Annotated in this window: 16 protein-coding genes; 5 read left to right on the plus strand and 11 right to left on the minus strand. The window is 63.2% G+C overall.

Annotated features, from left to right (window positions below; genetic code table 11):
* Window positions 1-68: 68 nt before the first annotated feature.
* Window positions 69-2,222 (plus strand): polyphosphate kinase 1, encoded by a 2,154-nt coding sequence (ppk1, locus tag ISP15_RS12945; protein WP_404547944.1) that lies wholly within the window; start codon window positions 69-71, stop codon window positions 2,220-2,222.
* A gap of 37 nt (window positions 2,223-2,259) precedes the next feature.
* Here ppk1 and ISP15_RS12950 read toward each other — a convergent pair whose 3' ends face one another.
* The gene (locus ISP15_RS12950; RefSeq protein WP_404547945.1) at window positions 2,260-2,817 is read right to left on the minus strand and encodes an NADPH-dependent FMN reductase; all 558 of its coding nucleotides are present in this window, start codon (window positions 2,815-2,817) and stop codon (window positions 2,260-2,262) included.
* 346 nt (window positions 2,818-3,163) lie between these two features.
* Between ISP15_RS12950 and ISP15_RS12955 the strand changes: the two genes are divergently transcribed.
* Window positions 3,164-4,870 carry a GGDEF domain-containing protein gene (locus tag ISP15_RS12955; protein ID WP_404547946.1) on the plus strand — a complete coding sequence of 569 codons (1,707 nt, stop codon included), beginning with the start codon at window positions 3,164-3,166 and terminating at the stop codon, window positions 4,868-4,870.
* Window positions 4,871-4,922: 52 nt separating this feature from the next.
* Here the strand turns inward: ISP15_RS12955 and ISP15_RS12960 are convergent, their stop codons facing one another.
* From ISP15_RS12960 to ISP15_RS13005, 10 genes are all read right to left on the minus strand, one after another.
* Complete coding sequence (locus ISP15_RS12960) at window positions 4,923-7,193, minus strand: thiamine pyrophosphate-dependent enzyme (protein ID WP_404547947.1); 2,271 nt, start codon at window positions 7,191-7,193, stop codon at window positions 4,923-4,925.
* Between the two features lie 98 nt (window positions 7,194-7,291).
* Window positions 7,292-7,759, minus strand: a complete 468-nt coding sequence (locus ISP15_RS12965; RefSeq protein ID WP_404547948.1) for a nucleotidyltransferase family protein — start codon at window positions 7,757-7,759, stop codon at window positions 7,292-7,294.
* Window positions 7,756-8,295, minus strand: coding sequence for a GNAT family N-acetyltransferase (locus ISP15_RS12970; RefSeq protein WP_404547949.1), 540 nt, complete (start codon window positions 8,293-8,295; stop codon window positions 7,756-7,758). Before ISP15_RS12970 ends, ISP15_RS12965 begins: the two co-directional genes overlap by 4 nt.
* A gap of 178 nt (window positions 8,296-8,473) precedes the next feature.
* Window positions 8,474-9,643 carry an acyl-CoA dehydrogenase family protein gene (locus tag ISP15_RS12975; RefSeq protein ID WP_404547951.1) on the minus strand — a complete coding sequence of 390 codons (1,170 nt, stop codon included), beginning with the start codon at window positions 9,641-9,643 and terminating at the stop codon, window positions 8,474-8,476.
* 237 nt (window positions 9,644-9,880) lie between these two features.
* A complete protein-coding gene (locus tag ISP15_RS12980; protein WP_404547952.1) occupies window positions 9,881-11,494 on the minus strand; it encodes a GMC family oxidoreductase in 1,614 nt (537 codons plus the stop codon).
* Window positions 11,495-11,517: 23 nt separating this feature from the next.
* Complete coding sequence (locus tag ISP15_RS12985; protein ID WP_404547953.1) at window positions 11,518-12,735, minus strand: mandelate racemase/muconate lactonizing enzyme family protein; 1,218 nt, start codon at window positions 12,733-12,735, stop codon at window positions 11,518-11,520.
* Entirely contained in the window at window positions 12,732-14,042 is a 1,311-nt protein-coding gene (locus ISP15_RS12990) for an MFS transporter (RefSeq protein ID WP_404547954.1), read from the minus strand. The genes ISP15_RS12985 and ISP15_RS12990 overlap by 4 nt, the downstream gene beginning before the upstream one ends.
* Window positions 14,043-14,047: 5 nt before the next feature.
* A complete protein-coding gene (gene aldA, locus ISP15_RS12995) occupies window positions 14,048-15,472 on the minus strand; it encodes an aldehyde dehydrogenase (protein WP_404547955.1) in 1,425 nt (474 codons plus the stop codon).
* 142 nt (window positions 15,473-15,614) lie between these two features.
* On the minus strand, window positions 15,615-16,604 hold the full coding sequence (locus ISP15_RS13000) for a LysR substrate-binding domain-containing protein (RefSeq protein WP_404547956.1): 990 nt from the start codon (window positions 16,602-16,604) through the stop codon (window positions 15,615-15,617).
* Between the two features lie 77 nt (window positions 16,605-16,681).
* Window positions 16,682-17,863 carry a hypothetical protein gene (locus ISP15_RS13005; RefSeq protein WP_404547957.1) on the minus strand — a complete coding sequence of 394 codons (1,182 nt, stop codon included), beginning with the start codon at window positions 17,861-17,863 and terminating at the stop codon, window positions 16,682-16,684.
* 314 nt (window positions 17,864-18,177) lie between these two features.
* On the opposite strand from ISP15_RS13005, the gene ISP15_RS13010 reads away from it, so the two are divergent.
* The 3 genes from ISP15_RS13010 to ISP15_RS13020 all read left to right on the plus strand — a co-directional run bounded on the left by ISP15_RS13010 (window position 18,178) and on the right by ISP15_RS13020 (window position 23,761).
* The gene (locus ISP15_RS13010) at window positions 18,178-19,059 is read left to right on the plus strand and encodes a DMT family transporter (protein ID WP_404547958.1); all 882 of its coding nucleotides are present in this window, start codon (window positions 18,178-18,180) and stop codon (window positions 19,057-19,059) included.
* A gap of 315 nt (window positions 19,060-19,374) precedes the next feature.
* Window positions 19,375-20,634, plus strand: a complete 1,260-nt coding sequence (locus ISP15_RS13015) for an efflux RND transporter periplasmic adaptor subunit (protein WP_404547959.1) — start codon at window positions 19,375-19,377, stop codon at window positions 20,632-20,634.
* A gap of 19 nt (window positions 20,635-20,653) precedes the next feature.
* Window positions 20,654-23,761: an efflux RND transporter permease subunit gene (locus tag ISP15_RS13020; protein WP_404547960.1), complete on the plus strand. Its 3,108-nt coding sequence runs from the start codon at window positions 20,654-20,656 to the stop codon at window positions 23,759-23,761.
* Window positions 23,762-23,785: the final 24 nt, after the last annotated feature.

Below are 23,785 nucleotides of genomic sequence, written 5' to 3' on the forward strand. Positions count from 1 at the left end.
CTGTCAGCGCAGTGATTTGGCCAAGGCGAGTGCGGCATCGCCAACGCCGCCACCCCAACGGTGCATCGATGAGCAAACGTAACGACCAGGACGCCACGCCCGCCGCCAGCGCACCGGACGCATCGGCAGCACCCGCCGTCGATCTCAATGACAAGGCCTATTACATCCATCGCGAACTGTCGCAGTTGCAGTTCAACAACCGCGTGCTGGAACAGGCGCTGGACGAACACACGCCACTGCTGGAGCGGCTGAAATTCCTGCTGATCTTCTCCAGCAACCTGGATGAATTCTTCGAGATCCGGGTCGCCGGCCTGAAGAGCCAGCTGGCCTTCGGCCACGAGATCGTCGGACCGGATGGCATCCCGCCCAAACAGGCGCTGGCCGAGATCAGCGATATCGCGCATCGGCAGATCGCGCGCCAATACGGCATCCTCAACGAACGCCTGCTGCCGGAGCTGTACCAGCATGGCATCCGCATCGTGCGGCGCAAAAGCTGGACGGTCGCGCAGAAACGCTGGGTACAGCGTTATTTCCGCCAGGAAGTGGCGCCGATGATGACGCCGATCGGCCTCGATCCCACCCATCCGTTCCCGTTGCTGGTCAACAAAAGCCTCAACTTCATCGTCGAGCTGGAAGGCGTGGATGCGTTCGGGCGCGACTCGGGCCTGGCGATCCTGCCGGCGCCGCGCGTGCTTCCGCGCATCATGCGCCTGCCGGACGAGATCTGCGAAGGCGGCGAGAATTATGTGTTGTTGTCGTCGATCATCCACGCCCATGCCGACGAGCTGTTCCCCGGCATGGAAGTGCGCGGCTGCTACCAGTTCCGCCTGACCCGCAACGCCGACCTGACCATCGATCCGGAAGAAATGGACGACCTGGCACGTGCATTGCGCGGCGAGCTTTCATCCCGTCGCTTTGGCGATGCCGTGCGGCTGGAAGTGGCGGACAATTGCCCAAAGCCACTCACCGATTACCTGCTCAAGCAATTCGGTCTCGCCGAAGCGGAACTGTACGAGGTCAACGGTCCGGTAAACCTGACCCGCCTGTTCGGCATCGTCACCCGCAGCGACCACCCGCAGTTGCAGTATCCACCCTTCGTACCGGCCATCCCCAAGGCGCTGAAAAAGGCCGAGGACCTGTTCCAGGTGATCGGCAAGCAGGACGTGTTGCTGTTGCATCCCTACGAATCGTTCGCGCCGGTGGTGGACCTGGTGCGCCAGGCGGCCAAGGATCCGGCCGTGCTGACCATCGAGCAAACGCTGTACCGCACCGGCGCCAACTCGGAGATCGTGGACGCGCTGGTCGAAGCCGCGCGCGCCGGCAAGGAAGTGGTCATCGTGGTCGAATTGCGCGCGCGCTTCGACGAGGAATCCAACCTGAGCCTGGCGACCCGCCTGCAACAGGCCGGTGCGATGGTGATCTATGGCGTGGTCGACGTGAAGACGCATGCCAAGCTGATGCTGATCCAGCGCCGGGAAGGCCAGAAGCTGCAGCGTTACGCACACCTGGGCACCGGCAATTACCACAGCGGCAACGCGCGCCTCTACACCGATTACAGCCTGCTCACGTCCGACTCCGCGCTATGCGAGGACGTGCACAAGCTCTTCAGCCAGCTTACCGGCATGGGCAAGCTGCTGAAGATGAAAAAGCTGCTGCATGCGCCGTTCACGCTGAAGAAATCCCTGCTCGACCTGATCGCGCGCGAAACGACGCACGCCGAAGCGGGCAAGCCGGCGCACATCATCCTCAAGATCAACGCGCTGACCGATGCGAAGATCATCCGCGCGCTCTACAAGGCCAATGCCGCCGGCGTGAAGATCGATTTGCTGGTGCGCGGCATGTGCTGCCTGCGCCCGGGCATCCCGGGGGTGTCGCAGCACATCCGCGTCCGCTCGGTCATCGGCCGTTTTCTCGAACACAGTCGCATCTATTGGTTCGCCAACGATGGCGAGGAAAGCATGTACCTGGCCAGCGCGGACATGATGGAACGCAACTTGGATCGCCGGGTCGAAACCGGCTTCCCGATCGAGAATCGCAAGCTGCGCCAGCGCATCCGCAAGGAACTGGACCTGTATCTGTCCGATACCGCTACCACCTGGCAATTGCACGCGGACGGCAACTATTCGCGCCTGCAATCTGGCGATGCGCAATCGCCGCACGATGTGCAGCAACAGTTACTGGAAAAATATTGCGGCATCGGTGCACCGAAACCCGCGCTCTGAGCGTCCTTGCTGCCAGGCGGCGTAACGCAGACGAATGTCAGGCCTGCGCGTGCCCGCGTACCCAGGCCACGTAGCGATCGACAAATCCTTGCAGGAATTTCCTGGTGTCCGGCGGGCCGATGTTGCCTTCGTCATCGATCAATCCATCGCTGAATTTGATGAATACTTCCGGCTGCCCCAACAAGGGCACGTCCAGATAGGCCAGCACATTGCGCAGGTGCTGCTGGGCCAGCGCCGTACCCGTCGCCCCCACCGAGATCCCCACGACCGCGCCTGGCTTGCCGGCGAACGCATTGGTGCCGTAGGGCCGCGAGGCAATGTCCAGCGCGTTCTTCAGCACGCCGGGAATCGACCGGTTGTATTCCGGGGTGACGAACAGCAGCGCATCCGCTGCCTTGATCTGTTCCTTCAGCTGCCGGCATACCAGCGGATAGTCCTGGTCGAAATCCTGGTTGTAGAGCGGCAGGTTATCCACGCGCACGTGTTCGAACGACAGTTCCGGCGGAGCCAGCCGTTCCACTGCGTGCGCCAGCTTGCGGTTGAAAGATTCCTTGCGCAGGCTGCCGACCAGCACCGCTACCTTGACTGCGCTCAATGCCGTTCTCCTCAAGTAACGAACCTATCGCAACCTGCCACGTGCCGTCGCAGGCCAACGGAAGATGCGCCAGTCCTGCGCAACTTCTTGTGAAATCACCCGCGACAAAGCACGCAGGCGCTGGCATGTACCCTGCATAGGGGTTGTGCGACATGTCGGCGAGCGTTCCATTGCTTGGCCGAAAGTTCACAATGACGGTGCTGCCGCGACAGGGGAAACCGCCCGGCGGCGGGGATACCGGGTCGTCGTGCCACTAGGGAGGTAGGCATGAGGGACCGTTCAGGAACAAGGGGTTGCGGTGACTAGGGACGTTTTGTCGAGAGGGTGGCGTGCGCGCAGGTGGCTATTGGCCGCCTTGCCCCTGGCCTGGCTGTTGTGGTTCTCCCTGGTCCACGCCAGCGCGCGTGCGCCGCTGAGCGGAGCGTGGCGCGAAGTGACGCGCGGCGACACCCCCGCGCAGGTATTGGCCGCTTTTTCTCACGGAACCTTAAAGGCGTTCGATCCCTCGATTCTGCAGCGATTCCCCCGCGAGGCGCTGGGCAGCTGGATCGTGCTGCAACCGGCGCCGTCCGGTTCCGGCGAGGAACGGGTGCTGTCGATCTATCCCGCGCCCATGGGCTCGATCACCCTGTACGGCAGCAACGGCCCGGCCCGCACGCTGGCGCTCGACGATTTCGCCGCGCCGTTGCATGGGCATGGCCGGCTGGCGTTCGAGCTGGCGGTCGATCGCGGCCAGGCCAAGCCTATCCTGCTGAAGTTCGAACCCGGCGCCGCCATGGCCGCCCCCGAACGTTTTGAACTGCAAGGCCTGGATGACTACTTGCAGGAAGATACCAACTGGCTCGCTTTCGCCACCGCCTGTTTCGCGGTGATGGTGGCCATGGCGATGATGGCCTTGTGCTTCGCCCTCATGCTGCGCGACATGACCTTCGCCTGGTACACCGGCTACATGCTTTGCTATGTCGTGGTGCAAGGCGTGCAGACCGGCTTCCTGTTTCACCCGCTGGGCTTTAGCTGGCTGGCCGGATCGGAAACGCTGGTGGGCGCTGGCGCCATGGCGCTTTCGGTATCTTTCGCGGCGCTGTTCATCAGCCGCTTTTGCGACTTGCAGCAGTTCGCCGCTTCGCTGCGCGTGCCGGTGATCGCGCTCGGCATCGCGATGCCGCTGATCGTGCTGCTGCGCTGCAGCCACATTTCCGCATTGGTGGTGATGGCGCAGACCCTGGTCAATCCGGTGCTGATACTCGGCGCCGTGCTGCTGCTGTTTACGGCCTTGGCGGCCGGCGTGAGAGGCTCGCGCCAGGCCTGGTTCTTCCTGGCCGGATGGACGCCGCTGCTGGTGCTGACCGCGATGACCGGCGCCCAGGCTACCGGCGCGCTGCCGAGCCTGGATTGGCTCAACGATGCCAGCATCGCCATGGGCGCGTTCGAGGCGATCGTGCTGTCGCTGGGCCTGGCCGATCGCGCCCTGACCATGCGGCGCGACCGCGACAACGTGCGCGTGCTCGCCGACCGCGATGCGCTTACCAACCTGCTCAATCGCCGCGCCTGGACCGAAGCGGCCAACCGGATGCTGGCCGAGGCGACGAATGCCGAACAGCCGATCGCCATGCTGTTCCTGGACCTGGACCATTTCAAGCTGCTCAACGATCGCCAGGGCCATGTCGCCGGGGACCGCGCCTTGATGGCGGTAGCCGAAGTACTGAGCAACGAACTGCGCCCCACCGACCTGTTGGGACGCTATGGCGGCGAGGAATTCATAGCCATGCTGCACGGCGTGAACCAGGAACAGGCGGTGCATGTCGCCACACGCTTATGCCGGCGCGTGCACCGGCTGGAGATTCCCGTCGACCAGAACGAATTGCTGTTGAGCGTGAGCATCGGCCTGGCCATGCGCAGCTTGGGCGACACGCTGGAAACATTGATCGAACGCGCCGATCAGGCCATGTATTACGTGAAGCTCCACGGCCGCAACCAGGTCCATACTTTTGAACGGCGCGCGGAAATCGCGGGGCATCCTGCACCACGCAGCAAGCACGAACCGGAAAGTTGATACCGATGCGGCTGCGTGCGCGCAGCCGTATCGGTCATCCAGACGCAGGCCTTCAGTGCCGCGCGGCCAGTTTCCTGGCTGCCGCGACCACTTCCGCATCCCCCGGCAACACCAGGAACGCGGCGCCCGCCAACGGGGTGTAGGTATCCGCACCCACTACGCGCTCCAGCGGCGTGCCGCCCAGGCCGGCTTCGACCACCGCGGTAATGATGCCCTCACCCACGCCTGCGCTCTTGCGGCCTTCGTCCAGCACGAGAATGCGCCTGGCGGTCTTCGCCTGCGCCGCGATAAAAGCGTCGTTGAGCGGCGCCAGCCAGCGTAAATCCACCACGCGCACCTTCCAGCCCAGTTCCTGCTCGATGGTGCGGGCCGAACGCAGCGCCATCGGCACACCGTTGCCGAAGGTGAACACCACCAGGTCATCGGCGCCTTCGCCATACACGCGGCCCTCGCCCAGCGGCATCGCTTCGCCCGGCGCGGGATAGGTGAACTGCCATTGGCCGTCGCCCGCTTCGTAGAGGTCCTTGGTCATGTACAGCGCGATCGGTTCGAGGTACGCGCAGACACGGCCATCGACCTTGGCCAGCGCCAGCATGGTGCGCAGCATGGTGGCGGCATCGTCACCGCGGCTGGGGCAGCCGACCACCAGGCCGGGGATATCGCGCAAGGCCGCGATCGAGTTGTCATTGTGGAAATGGCCGCCGAAGCCGCGCTGGTAGCCAAGCGCGGCGACGCGCATCACCAGCGGGTTGCGGTACTGGTCGTTGGAAAAGAATTGCAACGACGCCGCTTCGCCGCGAATCTGATCGCAGGCATTGTGGAAATACGCCAGGTACTGGATTTCCGGCAACGGCAACATGCCCATGTTGGCGTAGCCCTGGGCCAGGCCAAGGATCACGGTTTCATCGAGCAGCGTGTTGAACACCCGGCTGCCCTTGAACGTTTTGTGCAGGCCCTTGGTGACGGTGTATACGCCGCCCTTCTGCGCCACGTCTTCGCCGAACAGCAGGGTTTCGGGATACTTCGCCATCACCTCGTGCAGCGCCTGGTTGATCTGGATCGCCAGATGGCGCGGCGGTTGTTTTTCCGGCAGCTTGTCTTCGCTGCCGAATACGGTGATACGCCGGTCCTGATAGTCCGTGCGTTCGGCCTCGGCCTTTACTTTGTCCGGCGTGTACGGCGCCAACGGGGCCATCACATCGTCGAGGCGTTCGAGCCTGGGGCGCCGGTCGGCCTCTTCCGCGGCCATGAAACAACGCTTGCGCAGCGCTTCGTTGAGCGCCAGCAACGCCTCTTTGTCGTACACGCCCGATTCGAGCGCGATGGCAGCCGAGCGTAGCAGCGGATCGGACGCTTCCACCGATACGAGTTCTTCGATGCTGCGCCACTCGATCTCGAAATCGGTGCCGGCGTGGCCCATGATGCGCGTGGTTTTCAGGTGCAGGAAAGTCGGGCGGCGCGTCTGGCGACAATGCTCCACCGCGCGCTGCACCTGCGCGTAGCCTTCGGCCAGGTCCAGTCCATCGGCGAAGAAATAGTCGAGATCGGGACGATGCCGGAAATTGTTGGCGACCCAGCCGCCCGGCGTCTTCACCGAAATGCCGATGCCGTTGTCTTCGCATACGAACAACACCGGCGCCGGCAACTTCTGGTACGCCGTCCACGCAGCCGCGTTGAAGGCAGTCTGCGCGGTGGCATGGTTGCTGGAGGCATCGCCGAAGGAGCAGATGGCGATGGAATCGTGCGGGACAGGCAACGGGTGGCCAATCCGCCGTGCCTGCTCGATGGCAATCGCCGTGCCGAGCGCCTTGGGCAAGTGCGAGGCGATGGTCGAGGTCTGCGGCAATACCCACAACGGCTTGCTGCCCCACACCTTGTGGCGCCCGCCGGACGCAGGATCGTCCTTGCTGGCGGCGAACGACAACGCCGAATCCATCACCGGATCCATGCCGGGCAATTTGCGAAACCGCTCGGCCATGAAGCCGCCGGAGCGGTAATGCAGGAAGGCCGGATCGGTATGCCGCGCAAGCCGCGCCACCATCGCGTTGCCTTCATGACCCGAGCTGCCAATGGTGTAGAACACCTTGTTCTGCACGCGCAGCACGCGCGCCATCAGGTCGAGGTGGCGCGAGATCAATTGCGATTCCAGCAGCTCGCGGAAGCCGCGTGCGTCGAGCGCACTGCCCGGCAACACCGCTTCGCTGTCGCGCGGCGTGGGCCGCACCTCGCCCTGCCACTGCTGCACGAACTCGATGAAGTTCTGGTCGACGATCTCGGCGCGGTTGAAGCCTTTGTGGCGGGCGGCGATGGGCGTGGAAGACATAGGGCAACAATTCTCTGCAGGAGGTGCCGCCTGGCGGCACTGGAAGAATGATCGGTTGGCGCGCCGCGTGGCCGCCGTTCACGACGAAGATAAGGTTTTCACAGGGCACGCAACCGCTGGATACGCAGCAAGTCCTTGGGACGGCCAAAACTTTCCAGCATGCGGATCTGCTCGCCACGCGCCGGGATGGGCACCGGCACACCCGCAACGGCAACCTGCACGATTTCTTTCACTTGTACTGGCTGCCATCCCTGGGAGCCCCGCAGCTGGAGATCGCCCATGACTTCGACCGGCAGGCCAGGAAAATGGAAACGGGCAAAGCGCGAGCGAAAACGTTCGGCACCGGCGGGCACGAAACGGGTATCCCGAAGCGATTGCCACAGCGCCATCAGGCGTTCTGCATCCGCGCTGCTCGCCAGCACATCCACGTCCGCGACTTCGACCGCCGCGCCGGCCAGCGCCGCGGCGGCACTACCGACCACCACCCACGGATCACGGCAATACGCATGCAATGCCGGCACGCTTGCCGCGATGGCCTCCCCTAGCGCGTGGCTGACCTGGGTCATGACCGCCGCAGCCATTGTTCCCGCGTCTGGCTCCAGCGTTCGTTCGGCGAATCCGCATAAGGAGGAGGCAGTTTCTGCAAGCCGCGGCAGGTCGAGCCCAGGCGGCGCGCCAAGGCGCGGGAGGCGAGATTATCGGGGTGGATCGAATGGATGACCTCGCTCCAGCCCAAATGCTGGAACGCCCAGCCGATCGCCGCCACGCATCCTTCATGGGCATAGCCCTTACCCCATGCCTCGCGCGCCAGCCCCCAACCTATTTCGGTGCCCGGCCAGCCTTCCGGATGCCACGGACCGAGGCGGCCGATCCAGCGGCCGCTGGCTTTCTCGATCACCGAGAACATCGCGAAGCCCTGGATCGCCCAGGCACCCGCCAGCGTGAGGAAGCCACGCCAGGCCATTTCGCGCGACTGCCTGCCACCGATGAAACGGGCGGCTTCCGGATCGGCCATGTTCGCGGCGTAAGCGTCGAAGTCGCCGGCGATGGGCGGACGCAGGATCAGGCGTTCGGTTTCGATGCGAAGGTCAGGAATCGACAAGGTCTTCTCTCGCTGTGCCTGTTCTTTATCTTTCTATCCCTTCGGGGAAGGACCGAGGAAAGAAGCGATCTTGCATCGTAGGTCGGGGTGCAAAAAAGCCCGATCGAGCCGGAGCAGGCCTACCGCAAGCGTTCTTCTCATCCGGCCCTCCCCCGAGAGGAGAGGGGCGTGATAGGCGTCAGAACGCATTGATTCCAGTCAGCTCGCGTCCCACCACCAGTTGGTGCACGGTTTCGGTGCCTTCGTAGGTGATGACGGATTCGAGGTTCAGCGCGTGGCGGATCGCCGAATGTTCGACGGTGATGCCCGCGCCGCCGAGAATGTCGCGGCAGTCGCGCGCGATGTCGATCGCCATGCGGCAGTTGTTCCATTTCGCCAGCGAAACCTGGGTAGGTTCCATCTTGCCGGCATCCTTCAGGCGACCGAGCTGCAGCGACAGCAGCTGTGCGCCGGTGATGCGCCGGGCCATGTCGGCCATCTTCAGCTGGATGGCCTGGTTCGAGGCCAGCGGGCGGCCGAACAGCACACGTTCCTGGGTGTAATCGAGCACTTCCTTCAGGCAGGCCTGCGCGGCGCCGATCGGTCCCCAGGTAATGCCATAGCGCGCCTGCGTGAGGCAGCCGAGCGGCCCCTTCAGGCCTTTCACGTTCGGCAGGCGGTTGGCGTCCGGGATGCGCACGTTGTCGAAGAACAGCGCCGAAGTCACGGAGGCGCGCAGGCTCATCTTCTTGTGCACTTCCTGCGCGGTGAAGCCCTTGCTATCGGTGGGCACGATGAAACCCTGGATACCGTCTTCGGTCTGCGCCCAGACGATGGCGATCTGCGCGATGTTGCCGTTGGTGATCCACATCTTGGCGCCGTTGATGATCCAGTCGCCGCCATCCTTCCTGGCGCTGGTCTTCATATTGGCCGGATCGGAGCCGCCATGCGGCTCGGTCAGGCCGAAGCAGCCGATGATCTCGCCCGCCGCCATCTTCGGCAGGTAATGCATCTTCTGTTCTTCATTGCCGTAGGCGTAGATCGGATACATGCACAGCGAGCTTTGCACGGAGGCGAAGCTGCGCAGGCCCGAATCGCCGCGCTCCAGTTCCTGGCAGATCAGGCCATAGCTGACACCGTTCATGCCGGCGCAACCGTACTGCTCGGGGATGGTGGCGCCCAGCAGGCCCAGGCCGGCAATCTCCGGGACCAGCTCCTTCGGGAACCGGCCTTGGTCGAAGCAATCGCCGATGATCGGCAGCACCTTCTCGTCGACGAAACGGCCGACGGTGTCCTGCACCATGCGCTCTTCGTCGGTGAGCAGGGAGCGGACGTCATACAGGTCGAGCGGATTCAATCGGGCTGCCATACAGGTTCCGGAACGATGGGGAGCCCGGCATTGTAGCCGGCGGCCCATGACCGGTCATGCCGGAGTGCAGCAGCGGCCAGCTTGGCGCCGGCCGGTCGGGGCCGGGCGAAAGGTCCGCCTTGCCCGCTCTTCAGGCTTCCCGTGAAATTACCGGAGCGGCCGCGATGTGACGAAGCTCGGCAAATCCTCCCGCGCCAGCCGGATTTCGCCTGCCAATGCCGCCTTCCTTGCAGGGGGTTACGTCCGATCCCCCAGGATCAGCGCGGCGCCTTTTTCGGCCACCATCATGGCGGCGGCGTTGATGTTGCCGGAAGTGATGTTGGGGAAAACGGAGGCATCGACAACGCGCAATCCCCGCAGGCCATGCACTTTCAGGTGCTTGTCCACCACCGACCTCGACGGATCGCTGCCCATCGCCGCCGAACCGCACAGATGGTAGATCGAGCCGCAGTGGGCGCGGAAATAGCCGAGCATGGCTTCATCATCCTGCACGCCCGGTCCCGGCAGCGTTTCCTCCACCGTGACCGAACGCAGCGCGGGCGCCTGCATGATGCGGCGGATCAAGCGGCTGCCTTGCAGCACCTCGGCGATATCCTTGTCGGTGCTCAGGTAATTGGGATCGATCAGCGGCGCATCTTCCGCGCGAGGAGAAGCGATGCGCACGCTGCCGCGGCTGGTCGGGCGGCAGGGATTGAAGCAGAGCAGGAAGCCCGGGTATGGCTCCGGCTTGATGGAGGCCTTGTTGCTCTTGGGAATCTGGTAGGAGAGCGGGTTGAAGTACAGCTGCAGGTTCGGATGAAGCTGCCGGTCGTCGCCACGGAAGAATCCGCCGGATTGGTTGATGCTCATGGCCAGCGGGCCGCCGCGGCTCAGCAGGTACTGCAGGCCCACCTTCAGTTGCCCGAAGCGGGAGCGCAGTTCGTCATTGAGCGTCGGAACGTTGGCCCGGTAGTAGTAACTGGCGCAAAGATGATCCTGTAGATGGGCGCCCACGGCGGGCAGATGATGCACGGCCTGGATGCCATGCTGGTCGAGCAAGGCTTTGTCGCCCACCCCGGAAAGCTGCAGGAGCTGGGGCGTGCCGACGGCGCCCGCGGCGAGAATCACCTCACGCTGCGCCTGGAAGTCCTTTTGCACACCGCCCTGCTTCGTCCTGACACCGATGGCGCGGCGTTCCGCATCGAACAGCACGCGCTCGACCCGCGCATCGGCCAGTATCCGCACATTGCGGCGCTTCATGGCCGGATGCAGGCATGCGACGGCGCTGGAGCAGCGCTCGCCGCGGCGCGTGTTGAGATCGTAAATGCCCGCGCCTTCGAACTGTGCACCATTGAAATCCGCGCTGCGTGGATAACCCAGCTGTTCGCAACCGGCGAGGAATGCATCGCAGATAGGATGCGTCTTGCCACGCATCGAGCTGATATGGATCGGGCCGTGGCCGCCGTGATAGTCGCTGTCGCCTTCCGGATGCGTTTCCAGCCGGCGGAAATACGGCAATACATCGCGCCAGGCCCAGCCATCGTTGCCACCGGCGGCCCAGTCGTCGAAATCGTGCGCCTGGCCGCGCACATAGATCATCGCGTTGATCGAACCGGAACCGCCCAGCACCTTGCCGCGCGGCGCATATAGCTTGCGTCCGCCGAGCTGCGGTTGCGGCTGCGAGTAGTACATGTAGTTGTAGCGGGGATGGTAGTAGAGCTTGACGAAACCGCCCGGCATCTTGATCCAGGGCGAGTTGTCCTTGCCGCCCGCCTCCAGCACGAGTACCGAATACCGTCCCGATTCGCTGAGACGATCGGCGAGGATGCAGCCGGCCGAACCGGCGCCGACGATGATGTAGTCGAAGGTCATGAGCAAATGCCAGGTAAGGGGGCTTAGCCGCGTGCGGGAGAGTGGTCCTTGACGTCAACCGGGTCGGGCGCCATTTGCAGGTGCAGGCGATCGCCGGTGTACGGCGAGTGGCTGCGCACCACATCCATGTTCAATGCCACGCCCAGGCCGGGCTCCCTGGAAGGAATGATGTAGCCGTCTTCCCATTGCAGCGGTTTTTCAAGCACCTGCGCATGAAAGCCATCCCAGGTGCCGATGCTTTCCTGGATCAGGAAGTTCGGCGTGCATGCCGCCAGTTGGAAACTCGCCGCCGCGCCCACCGGGCCGTTATAGAGATGCGGTGCGATCTGTGCGTAATAAGCCTCGGCCATGCTGGCGATCTTCTTCGCTTCCAGCAGCCCGCCGCAGCGACCGACGTTCATCTGCAGGATCGACGCAGCCCCTGCCTGCAACAGCCTGAAGAATTCATATTTGGTGGTGAGGCGCTCGCCGCTGGCGATCGGGATCGTGGTCTTGGCCGCGACCTGCCCCATGGCCTCTTCCTGGCCCGGCGGTACCGGTTCCTCGAACCACAGCGGATCGTATTTCTCCAGCCGCCTGGCAAGGCGGATGGCCGAAGATGGCACCATCTGCCCGTGCGTACCGAACAACAGGTCGCAACGATTGCCCACCGCCTCGCGGATCTTGCGGCAGAACGCTTCGCAGCGTTCGAGTACATCCAGCGAAAGCTGATGCCCGGAATAGGCGGTATATGGCCCGGCCGGATCGAATTTCACCGCCGTGAATCCCTGCTCCATCGCACGCACGGCGTATTCGGCCGCGAGGTCCGGATCGCCATAGTCGTATTCGCCTTTGTCGTTGACGGGATACAGATAGGTATAAGACCGCAGGCGTTCGTTGACCTTGCCGCCGAGCAGTTCGTACACCGGCTTGTTGGCGGCCTTGCCGATGATGTCCCAACAGGCCATTTCCAGGCCGCTTGCCACGCCCATCATGGTCAGGTCCGGCCGCTGCGTGAAGCCGCTCGAATAGGCCTGGCGGAAAAAGCGCTCGATGTGGTGGGGATCGTGGTCGAGCAGATGGCGATCGAAGACATCCTCGATGATCGGCACCATGGCCCTGGGATGAAACGTCGCGGCATAGACCTCGCCCACGCCTTCGATGCCGGTATCCGTCTTCAATGTGACGAACAACCAGTACATGCCGCCGATATGCGGAGGCGGAACGGCGACGACATGCGTCTGCAAGGAAACGATCTTCATGCGCGGCTCCTGTTCGCAAGGCGCTTCTTCAAGGCGATCGCGGCCACCACGCCGAGCGATCCCATCACCAGGATGTAGGTGTAATAAATCTGGTAGCCGAGCGTCCCGGGAATTTTCTGCGTAACCCAGCCATTGACCAGCGGAATCAGCACGTCCGGCGAATAGCCGGCGACGGAAATGATGCCGATCGCCAGGCCAGTGACCCGTTCCGGAATCGGGCATTGATCGAGGATCGCCCAATACAATCCGCGGATCGCGTAGCTCATCAGGCCGATGAAAATGATCAGCGCGATCACCAGCGGCACGATCTGCAGCCTCGGCAGTGTGATCAGGCCGAACATGCCGACGCCGGCCAGCACCAGCACCCAGGTCAGCACGCGCAAGTTGGTGAAGCGGTCGCCCAGCCAGCCGCCGCCGATACCGCCGACCGGGCGCATCCACAATTTGATGGTGGTAATGACGCCGGCCATCGTCGCGCTCAGGCCCAGGCCGCCCTCTTCCAGGTAGGCGGAAAAGCTGTAGGTAGCCCAGAAAAAGTGATAACCGCAAAACACGATCGCGGTGACCAGCCATAGCTCCGGCAAGCCCGCCAGCAACCGCAGGTCCTGGAACAGGTTTCCCTTGATGGCAGATGCCTTGCCGGCACGGGACGCCACGCCGGCTTGCCGGGGATCACGCAGCAGGCCCAGCACGACACCGAGCGCCAGGCAGGCATAGGCATACAAGTGGATGACGCTTTGGAAGCCTTCGGCCAGGGTTTGTCCCCGATCTTCCCGGACGTAGGCAAACAGGCTGATGGCAGCCGTCGCCAGCAAGGCTTCCACCAGGCCGCGGCCACCATCGAGGATGCCGAAGAAGCGTCCCTGCTCCTTCTTGCCGGCCAATAGTTTTACGCGCTTGACCAGGGGCGCCCAGAACGTGAGTCCGGCGGTCAAGCCAAAGCCACCATAAATAAGCAGCAGGACATGGAACTCCGGCAGGGTCGCGTACCACAACGCCAGTGCGCCGGTGCCGAGTAACGACACGCTGATCAATACACGTGGCGCAATGCGATCGGCCAGCCAGCCGCTGGGCAGGTAGCTGACCATGAAAACGGCACCCAGCAGCGAATACAGATAGCCCAGTTGCTGGTTGTCGATGGCAAGCGCGGCGATCATGCTGGTCTGGTAGACCTGCCGCAGATAGATCACCGGATAGATGGTGCCGCCGGCGAGCACCAGCAGCAGCAGTTGCGTATAGCGATAGAGCTTGCTGCCGATCGTTCCTTGTTGCTCGCCGTGTGCGGCGATGTCTCCCTTGGCATGCATGCGGTTCAATACCTCATGACCACGAGGCGCGTCTGGGTGAACTCCAGCATGCCGTGCTTGCCATCGTCGCCGCCCAGGCCCGAACGTTTCCAGCCGGCATGGAAGCCCTGATAAGGATCGGCCGGCGTGCGGTTGACGTACAGTTCGCCCGCTTCGATGCCATTGGCGACCTTGAGCGCCGTGCGGTAATGCTCCGTATAAAGCACCGAGGAGAGGCCGAATTGATGATCGTTCGCCATCGCCAGCGCCTCATCGAGCGTGTCGTAACGCAGCACCGGCAGGACCGGCCCGAAGATTTCCTCCTGCACGATCTCCATGCGCTGGCGGCAGTGGCTCAGCAGGGTGGCCGGATAGAAGAAGCCCTTGCCTTCTGGCAGCACGCCGCCCGCCTCGAGCACGGCACCTTCGGCTATCGCACGCTGCACTTTTGCGTGGATTTCCTGGCGCGCACGGTCACTCACCAGCGGCCCCATCCTGCTGGCGTCCTCGGTGCGATCGCCGATACGGATTGCCGCGAACTTCTCGCGCAGCAACGCAAGCAGGCGATCATGCACGCTGCCATGCACGTACACGCGCTCGATCGCCGTGCACAACTGCCCGCAATGGGTGGTCTTGGATGCAACGATGGCCTGGGCAGCTTGTTCCAGGTCCGCGTCGGGTTCGATGATTGCCGGCGTCTTGCCGCCGAGTTCAAGCGATGGCTTGGCGATATGGGCCTTGCAGTAGTCCAGCACGGCACGGCCCACGCCGACACTGCCGGTAAGCGTGATCATGCCGACCGCCGGTTGCGTGCAAAGTATCTCGGCGTGCGCGTGCTGCATGGCGAGGATGTTGATGACGCCCGGTGGCAAGCCGGCCTGCTCGACGGCGCGGGCGATTTCGAATGCGCACAGTGGCGTACTGTTGCTGGGGCGAACCACTACGGCATTGCCGGCAATCAGCGCGGGAGCGATCTTGCGCAGCAACGTGTACACCGGATAGTTGAAGGGAATCAGGCAGGCCACCACGCCGATCGGTTCGCGTTGCAGCAGGATCGTTTCGTCGACGCTGTCGCTGGGGATCACCTCGCCTTCGATGCGGCGGGCCCATTCGGCGTGATAACGGGTAATTTCCGCGGCGTAGATCGCTTCGTTGCTGGCATCGGCCACACTCTTGCCCGATTCGCTGGCGAGCGCTGCGCCGATCGCGGCGGCATTGGCTACTAGCGCATCGGCAAGCTTGCGCAGGTACTGCGCACGTTCGATCGCCGGCAAGCGGCCCCACGCACGCTGCGCGCGCGCCGCCACGGTCACGGCTGCCTGCACCTGGGCAGCGCTGGCCGCATCGACCTTTGCAATGAGTTCGCCAGTTGCCGGATTGTGGACGGCGATGGGCGTTTCGCCACCCGCGTCGACAAACATGCCGTCGATGAAATTCCGCTCGCTGCGCATCAGGTACTCCGCATTCGGTTGCATGGCGGCTGTGGATGACCGCACTTGGAGGATGCGTGACAAAATTCGCCCGCGCCTCAAATCTCAAAGAAAGATTGAGCGAGGGCCAAGGCGGCTTACAAACGATTAATTTGCTGACTGATCATTCAAAAAAAGAATGGTGCATGCCGGTGGCTTGGTGGCCAGGCCAATCGCGGATCCGATAGGCCTGTTCGGGCAGACGACCGCTGTCGCGCTCGCAGGATGCAATCTCTTGTTGCAGCCACGCGCGGAATGATTCGACCGCCGGTGTCAACGACTGCTCCGGCCGCGTCACGAACCAATACGATTGGTGTCCCTCCACTTGCACCTCGCGGAACATGACCAGTCGTCCATCGGCCAGTTCCTGGCTGACCATGTGCCGGTCCGCGATGGTGATGCCCAGGCCTGCCACGGCGGCTCGGATCGCCATGTCCAGCAAATCGAATTCATAGCCGTTGCGCGTATCGATGCCGCTCAGTCCGGCGGCATCGAGCCAGTGTTGCCAGGTCATGTAGCGTTTGTCCTGCGTGGCCAGCACATGCAGGAACGGCAGCTGGGCAAGCTCGACCTTGGCCGCTGCCGACCCGTCCAGCAGCGATGGCGCGCAAACGGCCACGTGTTGCTCGTGCAGCAGCAGCGAACTGTCCAGGTTGCCCCATTCGCCGTTGCCGAAGCGGATCGCGCAATCGAGTTGCGCGGATTCGGCGAGCGTGTCGTGCTGCGCACTGGTAAGCGTTACTTCGAGTTCCGGATGGCGCTCGCGCAGGCGCCCAAGCCGCGGCAGCAGCCAGCGCATGGCGAAGGTAGGCGGCGCGTTGATGCGCAAGCGGTTCAGATGCTGCTTCTGCTGGATGGCGCGCACGGTGAATTCGATGCCGTCGAACGATTGCCGCAAGGCCTTCAACAGCAGCTTGCCGGCTCCGGTCAATTGCAGATGATGGTGACGCCGTTCGAGCAATGCCTCGCCCAGTTGGTCTTCCAGTTGCCGAACCTGGCGGCTGACGGCGCTCTGCGTCACGCTGAGCACTTCTGCCGCGCGGGTGAAATTGCCAAGGCCGGCGGCCACTTCGAAAACCTTGAGCGCGTTGAGCGTGGGCATCCTGCGTTTCATGCATGCCCTCCTGGGCCATGAGGTCGTGCGGAAGCGGCGCGAAAGGCCGCGTGCACGACGCAAATGGCCGTGCGCAATCAGAAATAGTAGCCAATGTTCATATAGAACTGTCCCCTCCACACATTGCTGCCACCGGCCGCGGCGCTTTGCGCATAGTTGCTGCCGCCCAGGTAAGGATCGTTGCGTCCGTTCAGCCATTCCACCGCGATCCACAGCGCCTTCAACGAAAACGACGTGCCCAAAATGAACCGCTGGGAGTTGCGAAAATCCTTTTGAGATTTGTCATAGAGGCTGTAGTTCCCATACACCTTCACACCAGTTATCCATCCGCCTACAAACTTTCCAGGAATCGAGTAACTCAGATCGCCGGTATAGAAGTTGCCGCGGCTGGCCACGTTGAAGGTTCCGTCATAGCCGCCGAAGCTCACGGAGCGGCTGTCGCCCGCGTTCCTCGGCGCCATCTGCTGGCGCGCGTACTGCAGCTTGACGCCCCACGGTCCGTTGCTGCCGGCATAGTGGACGGCATACGCATAGCGTCGGCCGTAGCGGCGGGTATCGCGGTTGTACAAGGCGGACGACATGGCCGATACGCCCGCCTCGCCGTCCCAGTTGCCAAGCTCCAGCTTGCGCACCGCCCGCGCGACGAACAGGCCGCGCTCGTCGTTGCGGCTGCCGCCGGCGACACTGGCGTCGGCGGGCGTCACCACGATCGAATAGGTAGAACCGTTGCTGGTACCCTGCCCCGGCCACGCCGTGCGTGCGTAGTAGCCGGCCTGGAGGTTCCAGTCACCAACGTCCTGGATGTACTTGGCGCCGAGTTCCCAGACATCCTCCAGCCCGATCACATTGCCCAGGGTTTCATAGAAGGTGCCGCTGTAATAAGGCTGCAATCCGAATGGCACCTGGTTCAGGCCGAGCTGCAGTTGCCGGCTGCTATCGAAGCGGTAGCCAATCCATGCGTACTCCGCGAACGAGATTTCCCCGAAGCGGCGCACGTACTGGAAGGGATAATCCTTGCCATAGAAGCGGTAGCGCGCGGCGCCGATCCAGCTGTCCGAATCGTATCTGGCGCTCAACATGATGGTGTCGAGGCCCCATTTATGGATGCCGCGGCTCGCGTCTTCGTCCACGCGCACGCGCACGGCGCCGCCAAGGTCGAGGTGATCGCTGACCTTGACCGCCAGCACTGGAGCGCTGGTTCCAAAAAGGATTGAAAAAAGCAGGCCGGCGCCATAGGCCGGCAAACGTCGATGGGTCACGGCGCGTGCATCCCTTGCGTGCGTATCCAGGAACCAAACGGGGGCGACCGGAACCAAGCGCGATCGACGCCGTTACGCACTGAAACTAGCCAGCGCTCCGCGCCAACACAAACAACAAAAAGGCGCAGGCCTCCCAACTAAAAGGCATGGTTGCATCGCTGTGCAGGTGCACAGGCAGACGCAGCTGTGGGAGCATAGCCGCGCCTCCATGCTTGTCGCCCTGCTGGGGCCGTCGGTGATCCGGCTTTGGGGGGGGCGGCGTATGGTCATCTTTGTCACTCACTTTCATAAATGTACGAACCGCTGGATTCCACATGATCAAAGGTGTGCTTCTCGGCTTCGCCTCTTTCGCGGCCTATGCCATCAGCGATGCCTTCGTGAAATCGCTTCACGGTTCCGTACCGCCTTTCGAATCGGTGTTCTTCGGCGCGTTGTTCGGGCTGGCCGCCCTGCCTTTCATCATGGGCAAGGGCGACCGCTTGCGCGATGCGGTCACCGCGCAGCGTCCTTCGCTGTGGTGGCTGCGCGCGGCAGCCGGCGCCTTCGGCAACATCGCTTCGGTCACCGCGTTCACACTGCTGCCGATGGCGGAGGTATTCACGATGATCTTCCTGATGCCGATCTTCGTGACGATCTTGTCGGTGATTTTTCTCAAGGAACATGTCGGCTGGCGCCGCTGGTCGGCGGTGGTGGTGGGCTTTGCCGGCGTGCTGGTGGTGCTGCGCCCTGGTTTTCGTGCGTTGGGCGGGGGCGATATCGCCGGATTGGTCTGCGGCCTGCTCGCCGCCGTCTCGGTGGTGGCGCTGCGCATGGCCGGCCCGCACGAAAAGCGCCTGAGCCTGTATGGCGCCGGCGTGGTCGGTCCGCTGATCATCGGCGGATTGCTGATGCTTCCCCATTTCGCCTGGCCCAACCTGCACGAATGGGGACTGCTCGCCGGCTACGGCCTGCTGGCGGCGCTGGCCGGCGTGCTGCTGATGTACGCCACGCTGATCACCGCGGCCAACCGCGTCGCCCCCACGCAATACAGCCAGATGCTCTGGGCCATCGCCTTCGGTTACTGGCTGTTCGGCGACAAGCTCGACTGGCCGATGCTGATCGGCATCGTGATGATTCTCGGCGCCGGCCTGTTCACGCTGGTGCGCGAGGAGAAAGTCACGCGCTGGTGGCGACGGCAGAAGATCGTCCAGGGATGACGGTTCCATCGTGACAGCTGCGCTGGCAGCCACAGCGCCACGGTCTTTGCAATATGCCTATTCGCAGTGCCTGTATGCTCCGGCGTTCGTCACAATCATGAGTTGCATCGCCGCGTCCAGCGTGGCGAACCATGCGTGTTAACCGGTCATGCCTGCTCAAATACTGGCCGATCTGTGTCAACCGCATGAAAGATAGGCCGTTTGGACGCTTTTGACCGTCGCGTTGACGGCCTTCATGCCATCTTTCCCCCTGATGGCGAGCGTAGACAACTGAAAGCGCCTTGTAGACCCAAGGGCGAGCATTTGGAGATGGTTATGAGTGCCGACACCCCGCAAGCAGCCGGACACTTTCGCAAGAGGCGCGGCCTGTGGATCGCCGTGGCGATTTTCATTGCGGCCGTCATCCTCGTCGCGTTCCACCTGTTCCATGCCAAGCCCGCTCGAACCGGCACGCCTGCGCAAGTAGTGACCGCGAGCAAGGCCAGCCAGGGCACGATGCCCGAAGTATTGAACGAACTTGGCACTGTCACGCCCATCGCCACCGTCACCGTGCTGCCGCAGTTGAGCGGCTACCTGACGGAAGTGGGTTACCAGGAAGGCCAGGATGTGAAGAAGGGCCAGTTCCTCGCACAGATCGATCCGCGCCAGTACGAGATCAGCAAGCAGCAAGCCCAGGCGCAGCTCGCCAAGGACCAGGCCAGCCTGAACCAGGCACGTGCCGACCTGGCGCGCTATACGCAATTGCATCAGCAGAAATCGATCGCCGAGCAGACCTATATCGACCAGACCTTCACCGTGGCGCAGGATGAAGCCGCGGTGAAGTCGGACCAGGCCAGTATTGCGCAATACGATCTGGACCTCGCCTATTGCCGTATCACCGCGCCGGTCGCCGGGCGCGTCGGCCTGCGCCTGGTCGACCCGGGCAATTACGTGACGCAATCCAGCTCGCCGGGCATCGTGGTCATCACCACCATGAAGCCGACGACCGTGCAATTCACCGTGCCGCAGAATTCGCTGGGCAAGGTGCTGGAGCGTTTCGGCTCGGGTGCGAAGTTGCCGGTCACGGTCTACAACAGCGACAACAGCAAGCAGCTCGCTACCGGCACGCTGTACGCCATCAGCAACCAGATGGCCACCGGCACCGGCACGGTCACCCTGCGCGCCACTTTTGCCAACGACAACGAAGTGCTGTATCCGAACGAATTCGTCAACGTCCAGTTGCTGGTCGATACGCTGCAGCAGGCGGTGCTGGTGCCGACGCCGGCGGTGCAGACCGGCGCGCCCGGCAATTACGTCTACCTGGTCAATGCCGACAATACGGTTTCGGTGCGCAAAGTCACGCCGGGACCGAGCGACGGCAAAAATACGGTGATCGTAGCGGGCCTCTCGGTCGGCCAGACGGTGGTCACCGACGGCATGGACCGCCTGAGCGACGGCGCCAAGATCAAGATCGCCCAGCCCCGGCCGGCCGCCGCGAGCAGCACGGCGGCACCGGCTTCGTCGTCCTCGGCAGCTACGCCGCAACGGAGCGGAAAGCGCAAGCAAGGCTCCGACTCCACTTCTCAAGCTTCGTAATCGGCAGGCGCGCGATCTGATGAATATTTCCCGCCTGTTCGTACTCAGGCCGGTGGCCACATCACTGCTGATGATCGCCCTCGTGCTGGTGGGCCTGGTGGCGATGCGTTTCCTGCCGGTGTCATCGCTGCCCGATGTCGACTACCCGACCATCCAGGTGCAGACGTTCTATCCCGGCGCCAGCCCCGACGTCATGGCCACCACGGTAACGGCGCCGCTGGAAGTGCAGCTGGGGGAAATCCCCGGCCTGCAGCAGATGACCTCGAACAGTTCCGCGGGGGCCTCGGTCATCACCCTGCAGTTCGATCTCTCGCTCAATCTCGACGTCGCCGAACAGAACGTGCAGGAGGCGATCAACGCCGCCAACAGCTTGCTGCCTACCGGCTTGCCGGCGCCGCCGACCTACGCCAAGGTGAATCCCGCCGACCAGCCCATCCTGACGCTGGCGGTGACTTCCAAATCCATGTCGCTGCCGCAATTGCAGGACGTAGCGAACAATCGGCTCGGCACGAAGATTTCCGAAGTGTCCGGGGTCGGCCTGGTCACGCCATCGGGCGGCAACGTCCCGGCAGTCCGGGTGGAAGCCGATCCGCAGAAGCTGGCCGCCTATGGCCTCAATATCGACGATCTGCGCTCGCTGATCGCCAACGTCAACGTCAGCCAGCCCAAGGGCAATTTCGACGGGCCCGAACTGGACTACACCATCAACGGTAACGACCAGATCCAGGATCCGAAGGATTACCTGGACACGGTGGTCTCCTACCAGAATGGCGCGCCGGTGCATCTGCGCGACGTCGCGCGCGTGACCCAGTCCGCGCAGAACACCGAGCAGGGCGCCTGGTACAACGGCACGCCGGCGATCGTGCTCAACGTGCAGCGCCAGCCCGGCGCGAACGTGATCGCCACGGTCGACCAGATCAAGAAGGAGCTGCCGGAGCTGGAATCCACCCTGCCGGCAGGCATGAAAGTGCAGATCGTGTCCGACAGCACCGGCGTGATCCGCTCGTCGGTATCCGATGCCGCCTTCGAGCTGGTGCTGGCGGTGGCGCTGGTGGTGCTGGTGATCTTCGTGTTCCTGCGCAACCTGCCCGCCACCATCATTCCCAGCATTTCGGTACCGGTGTCGCTGATCGGCACGATGGCACTGATGTACGAGTTCAACTATTCGATCGACAACCTCTCGCTGATGGCGTTGATCATCGCCACCGGCTTCGTGGTGGACGATTCGATCGTGATGATCGAGAACATCGTGCGCTATCTGGAGGAAGGCGAAACGCCGTTGAACGCGGCGCTGATCGGCGCCGGCCAGATCGGCTTCACCATCCTGTCGCTGACCGTCTCGCTGATCGCGGTATTGATCCCGCTGCTGTTCATGGGCGGCGTGATCGGACGGCTGTTCAGCGAATTCGCCGTCACGCTGGCCGTTACCATCGTGCTTTCGGGCATCGTATCGCTCACCCTGGTGCCGATGCTGTGCGCGCGCATCCTGCGGGCGGAGAAAGAACGCCATCCCAGCCGTTTCGAGCGCATCAGCGAAGGACTGTTCGACAAGACCCTGCACGCCTACGAGCGCGGGCTGCGCTTCGTGATGAGCCATCAGGTGGCAACGCTGCTGGTGTTCATCGCCACGCTGGTGATCACGGTGGTGCTGTACGTGGCGATTCCCAAAGGCTTGTTCCCGGTGCAGGACGTCGGCGTGATCCAGGGCATCAGCATTGCCGACAACTCGGTGTCCTACTCCACCATGGTCGATCGCCAGGCCCAACTGGCCGAGGCGATCCTCAAGGATAAGGACGTCATTAATCTCACTTCCTATGTCGGCATCGACGGCACCAACACCACGCTCAACAACGGCCGTTTCCTGATCAACTTGAAGGCGCGCGGCGATCGCTCCGACACCGCGGCTGAAATCGCCCGGCGCATCCAGGACGAAGTGGCGAATATTTCCGGCATCAAGCTCTACCTGCAACCCGAGCAGGACCTGACCCTCGATACCACCATATCGCCGAACCAGTACCAGTTCGTGCTGCGCGGGCCCAGCCAGCAGGAGTTCCAGAAGTACGTACCGGCGCTGATCACGCGCATGAAACGGATAAGCTCGATCACCGATGTCACCAGCGACCTGAACAATGACGGCCTCAGCGTCAACGTCGAGGTCAACCGCCAGTTGGCGGCGCGCTTCGGCATCACGCCTGCGACGATCGACAACGCGCTCTACGATGCGCTGGGCCAGCGCATTGTCTCGACCATCTTCGACCAGTCCAGCCAGTACCGCGTGATCCTGGTAGCCAAGCCGGAAAAGCTGCCGACGCTCGAATCGCTGGGCGACCTGTACCTGCCCAGCCAGACCGCCAGCAGCGGCCAGGTACCGCTCAAGGCCATCGCCAAGATCGAGGTGACCAAGTCGCCGCTGGTAATCAGCCACCTGGCCCAGTTCCCCTCGGTGACGATTTCCTTCAACCTGGCCAAGGACGCATCGCTGAGCAAGGCGGTAGACGAGGTCAACCAGGCCGAACAGGCGGTGCATCTGCCGCCGTCGATCACCTCCTCGTTCCAGGGCGCCGCGCAGGCCTTCCAGGATTCGCTGTCCAGCGAGGTGTATTTGCTGATCGCCGCCCTGGTGGCTGTCTACATCGTGCTTGGCGTGCTGTACGAGAGCTTCATCCATCCGGTGACGATCCTCTCCACGCTGCCCTCGGCGGGCATCGGCGCGCTGCTGGCGCTGATGGTCGCCGGCGCCGACCTGGACGTGATCGGCATCATCGGCATCGTGTTGCTGATCGGCATCGTGAAGAAGAACGCGATCATGATCGTGGACTTCGCCCTGGAAGCCGAACGCGAACACGGCAAGCCGCCGGCGGAAGCGATTTTCGAGGCGTCGCTGTTGCGATTCCGGCCGATCCTGATGACCACCCTCGCGGCGATGCTCGGCGCATTGCCGATGCTGCTGGGCACCGGTACCGGCTCGGAATTGCGCCGGCCGCTGGGCCTGGCGATCATCGGCGGCCTGATGCTCAGCCAGTTGCTGACCTTGTTCACCACGCCGGTGATCTACCTGTTCTTCGACCGGCTGGCACAGCGCTTCCAGCGCAAGCCTTCGCTGGCCGCGGGAGACAGTGCGCCGTGATGCGCGTGGATCGTCGCTATTCCG

The organism is Dyella jejuensis (assembly GCF_044904675.1).
Classification (GTDB): domain Bacteria; phylum Pseudomonadota; class Gammaproteobacteria; order Xanthomonadales; family Rhodanobacteraceae; genus Dyella_B; species Dyella_B jejuensis.

What these genes read in the sequence shown, in the direction of transcription:
- ppk1 (WP_404547944.1), top strand. Translation starts at nt 69, where the DNA reads ATGAGCAAACGTAACGACCAGGACGCCACGCCCGCCGCCAGCGCACCG.
- ISP15_RS12960 (WP_404547947.1), bottom strand. Translation starts at nt 7,193, where the DNA reads ATGTCTTCCACGCCCATCGCCGCCCGCCACAAAGGCTTCAACCGCGCC.
- ISP15_RS12965 (WP_404547948.1), bottom strand. Translation starts at nt 7,759, where the DNA reads ATGACCCAGGTCAGCCACGCGCTAGGGGAGGCCATCGCGGCAAGCGTG.
- ISP15_RS12975 (WP_404547951.1), bottom strand. Translation starts at nt 9,643, where the DNA reads ATGGCAGCCCGATTGAATCCGCTCGACCTGTATGACGTCCGCTCCCTG.
- ISP15_RS12980 (WP_404547952.1), bottom strand. Translation starts at nt 11,494, where the DNA reads ATGACCTTCGACTACATCATCGTCGGCGCCGGTTCGGCCGGCTGCATC.
- ISP15_RS12985 (WP_404547953.1), bottom strand. Translation starts at nt 12,735, where the DNA reads ATGAAGATCGTTTCCTTGCAGACGCATGTCGTCGCCGTTCCGCCTCCG.
- ISP15_RS12990 (WP_404547954.1), bottom strand. Translation starts at nt 14,042, where the DNA reads ATGCATGCCAAGGGAGACATCGCCGCACACGGCGAGCAACAAGGAACG.
- aldA (WP_404547955.1), bottom strand. Translation starts at nt 15,472, where the DNA reads ATGCGCAGCGAGCGGAATTTCATCGACGGCATGTTTGTCGACGCGGGT.
- ISP15_RS13000 (WP_404547956.1), bottom strand. Translation starts at nt 16,604, where the DNA reads ATGAAACGCAGGATGCCCACGCTCAACGCGCTCAAGGTTTTCGAAGTG.
- ISP15_RS13010 (WP_404547958.1), top strand. Translation starts at nt 18,178, where the DNA reads ATGATCAAAGGTGTGCTTCTCGGCTTCGCCTCTTTCGCGGCCTATGCC.
- ISP15_RS13015 (WP_404547959.1), top strand. Translation starts at nt 19,375, where the DNA reads ATGAGTGCCGACACCCCGCAAGCAGCCGGACACTTTCGCAAGAGGCGC.
- ISP15_RS13020 (WP_404547960.1), top strand. Translation starts at nt 20,654, where the DNA reads ATGAATATTTCCCGCCTGTTCGTACTCAGGCCGGTGGCCACATCACTG.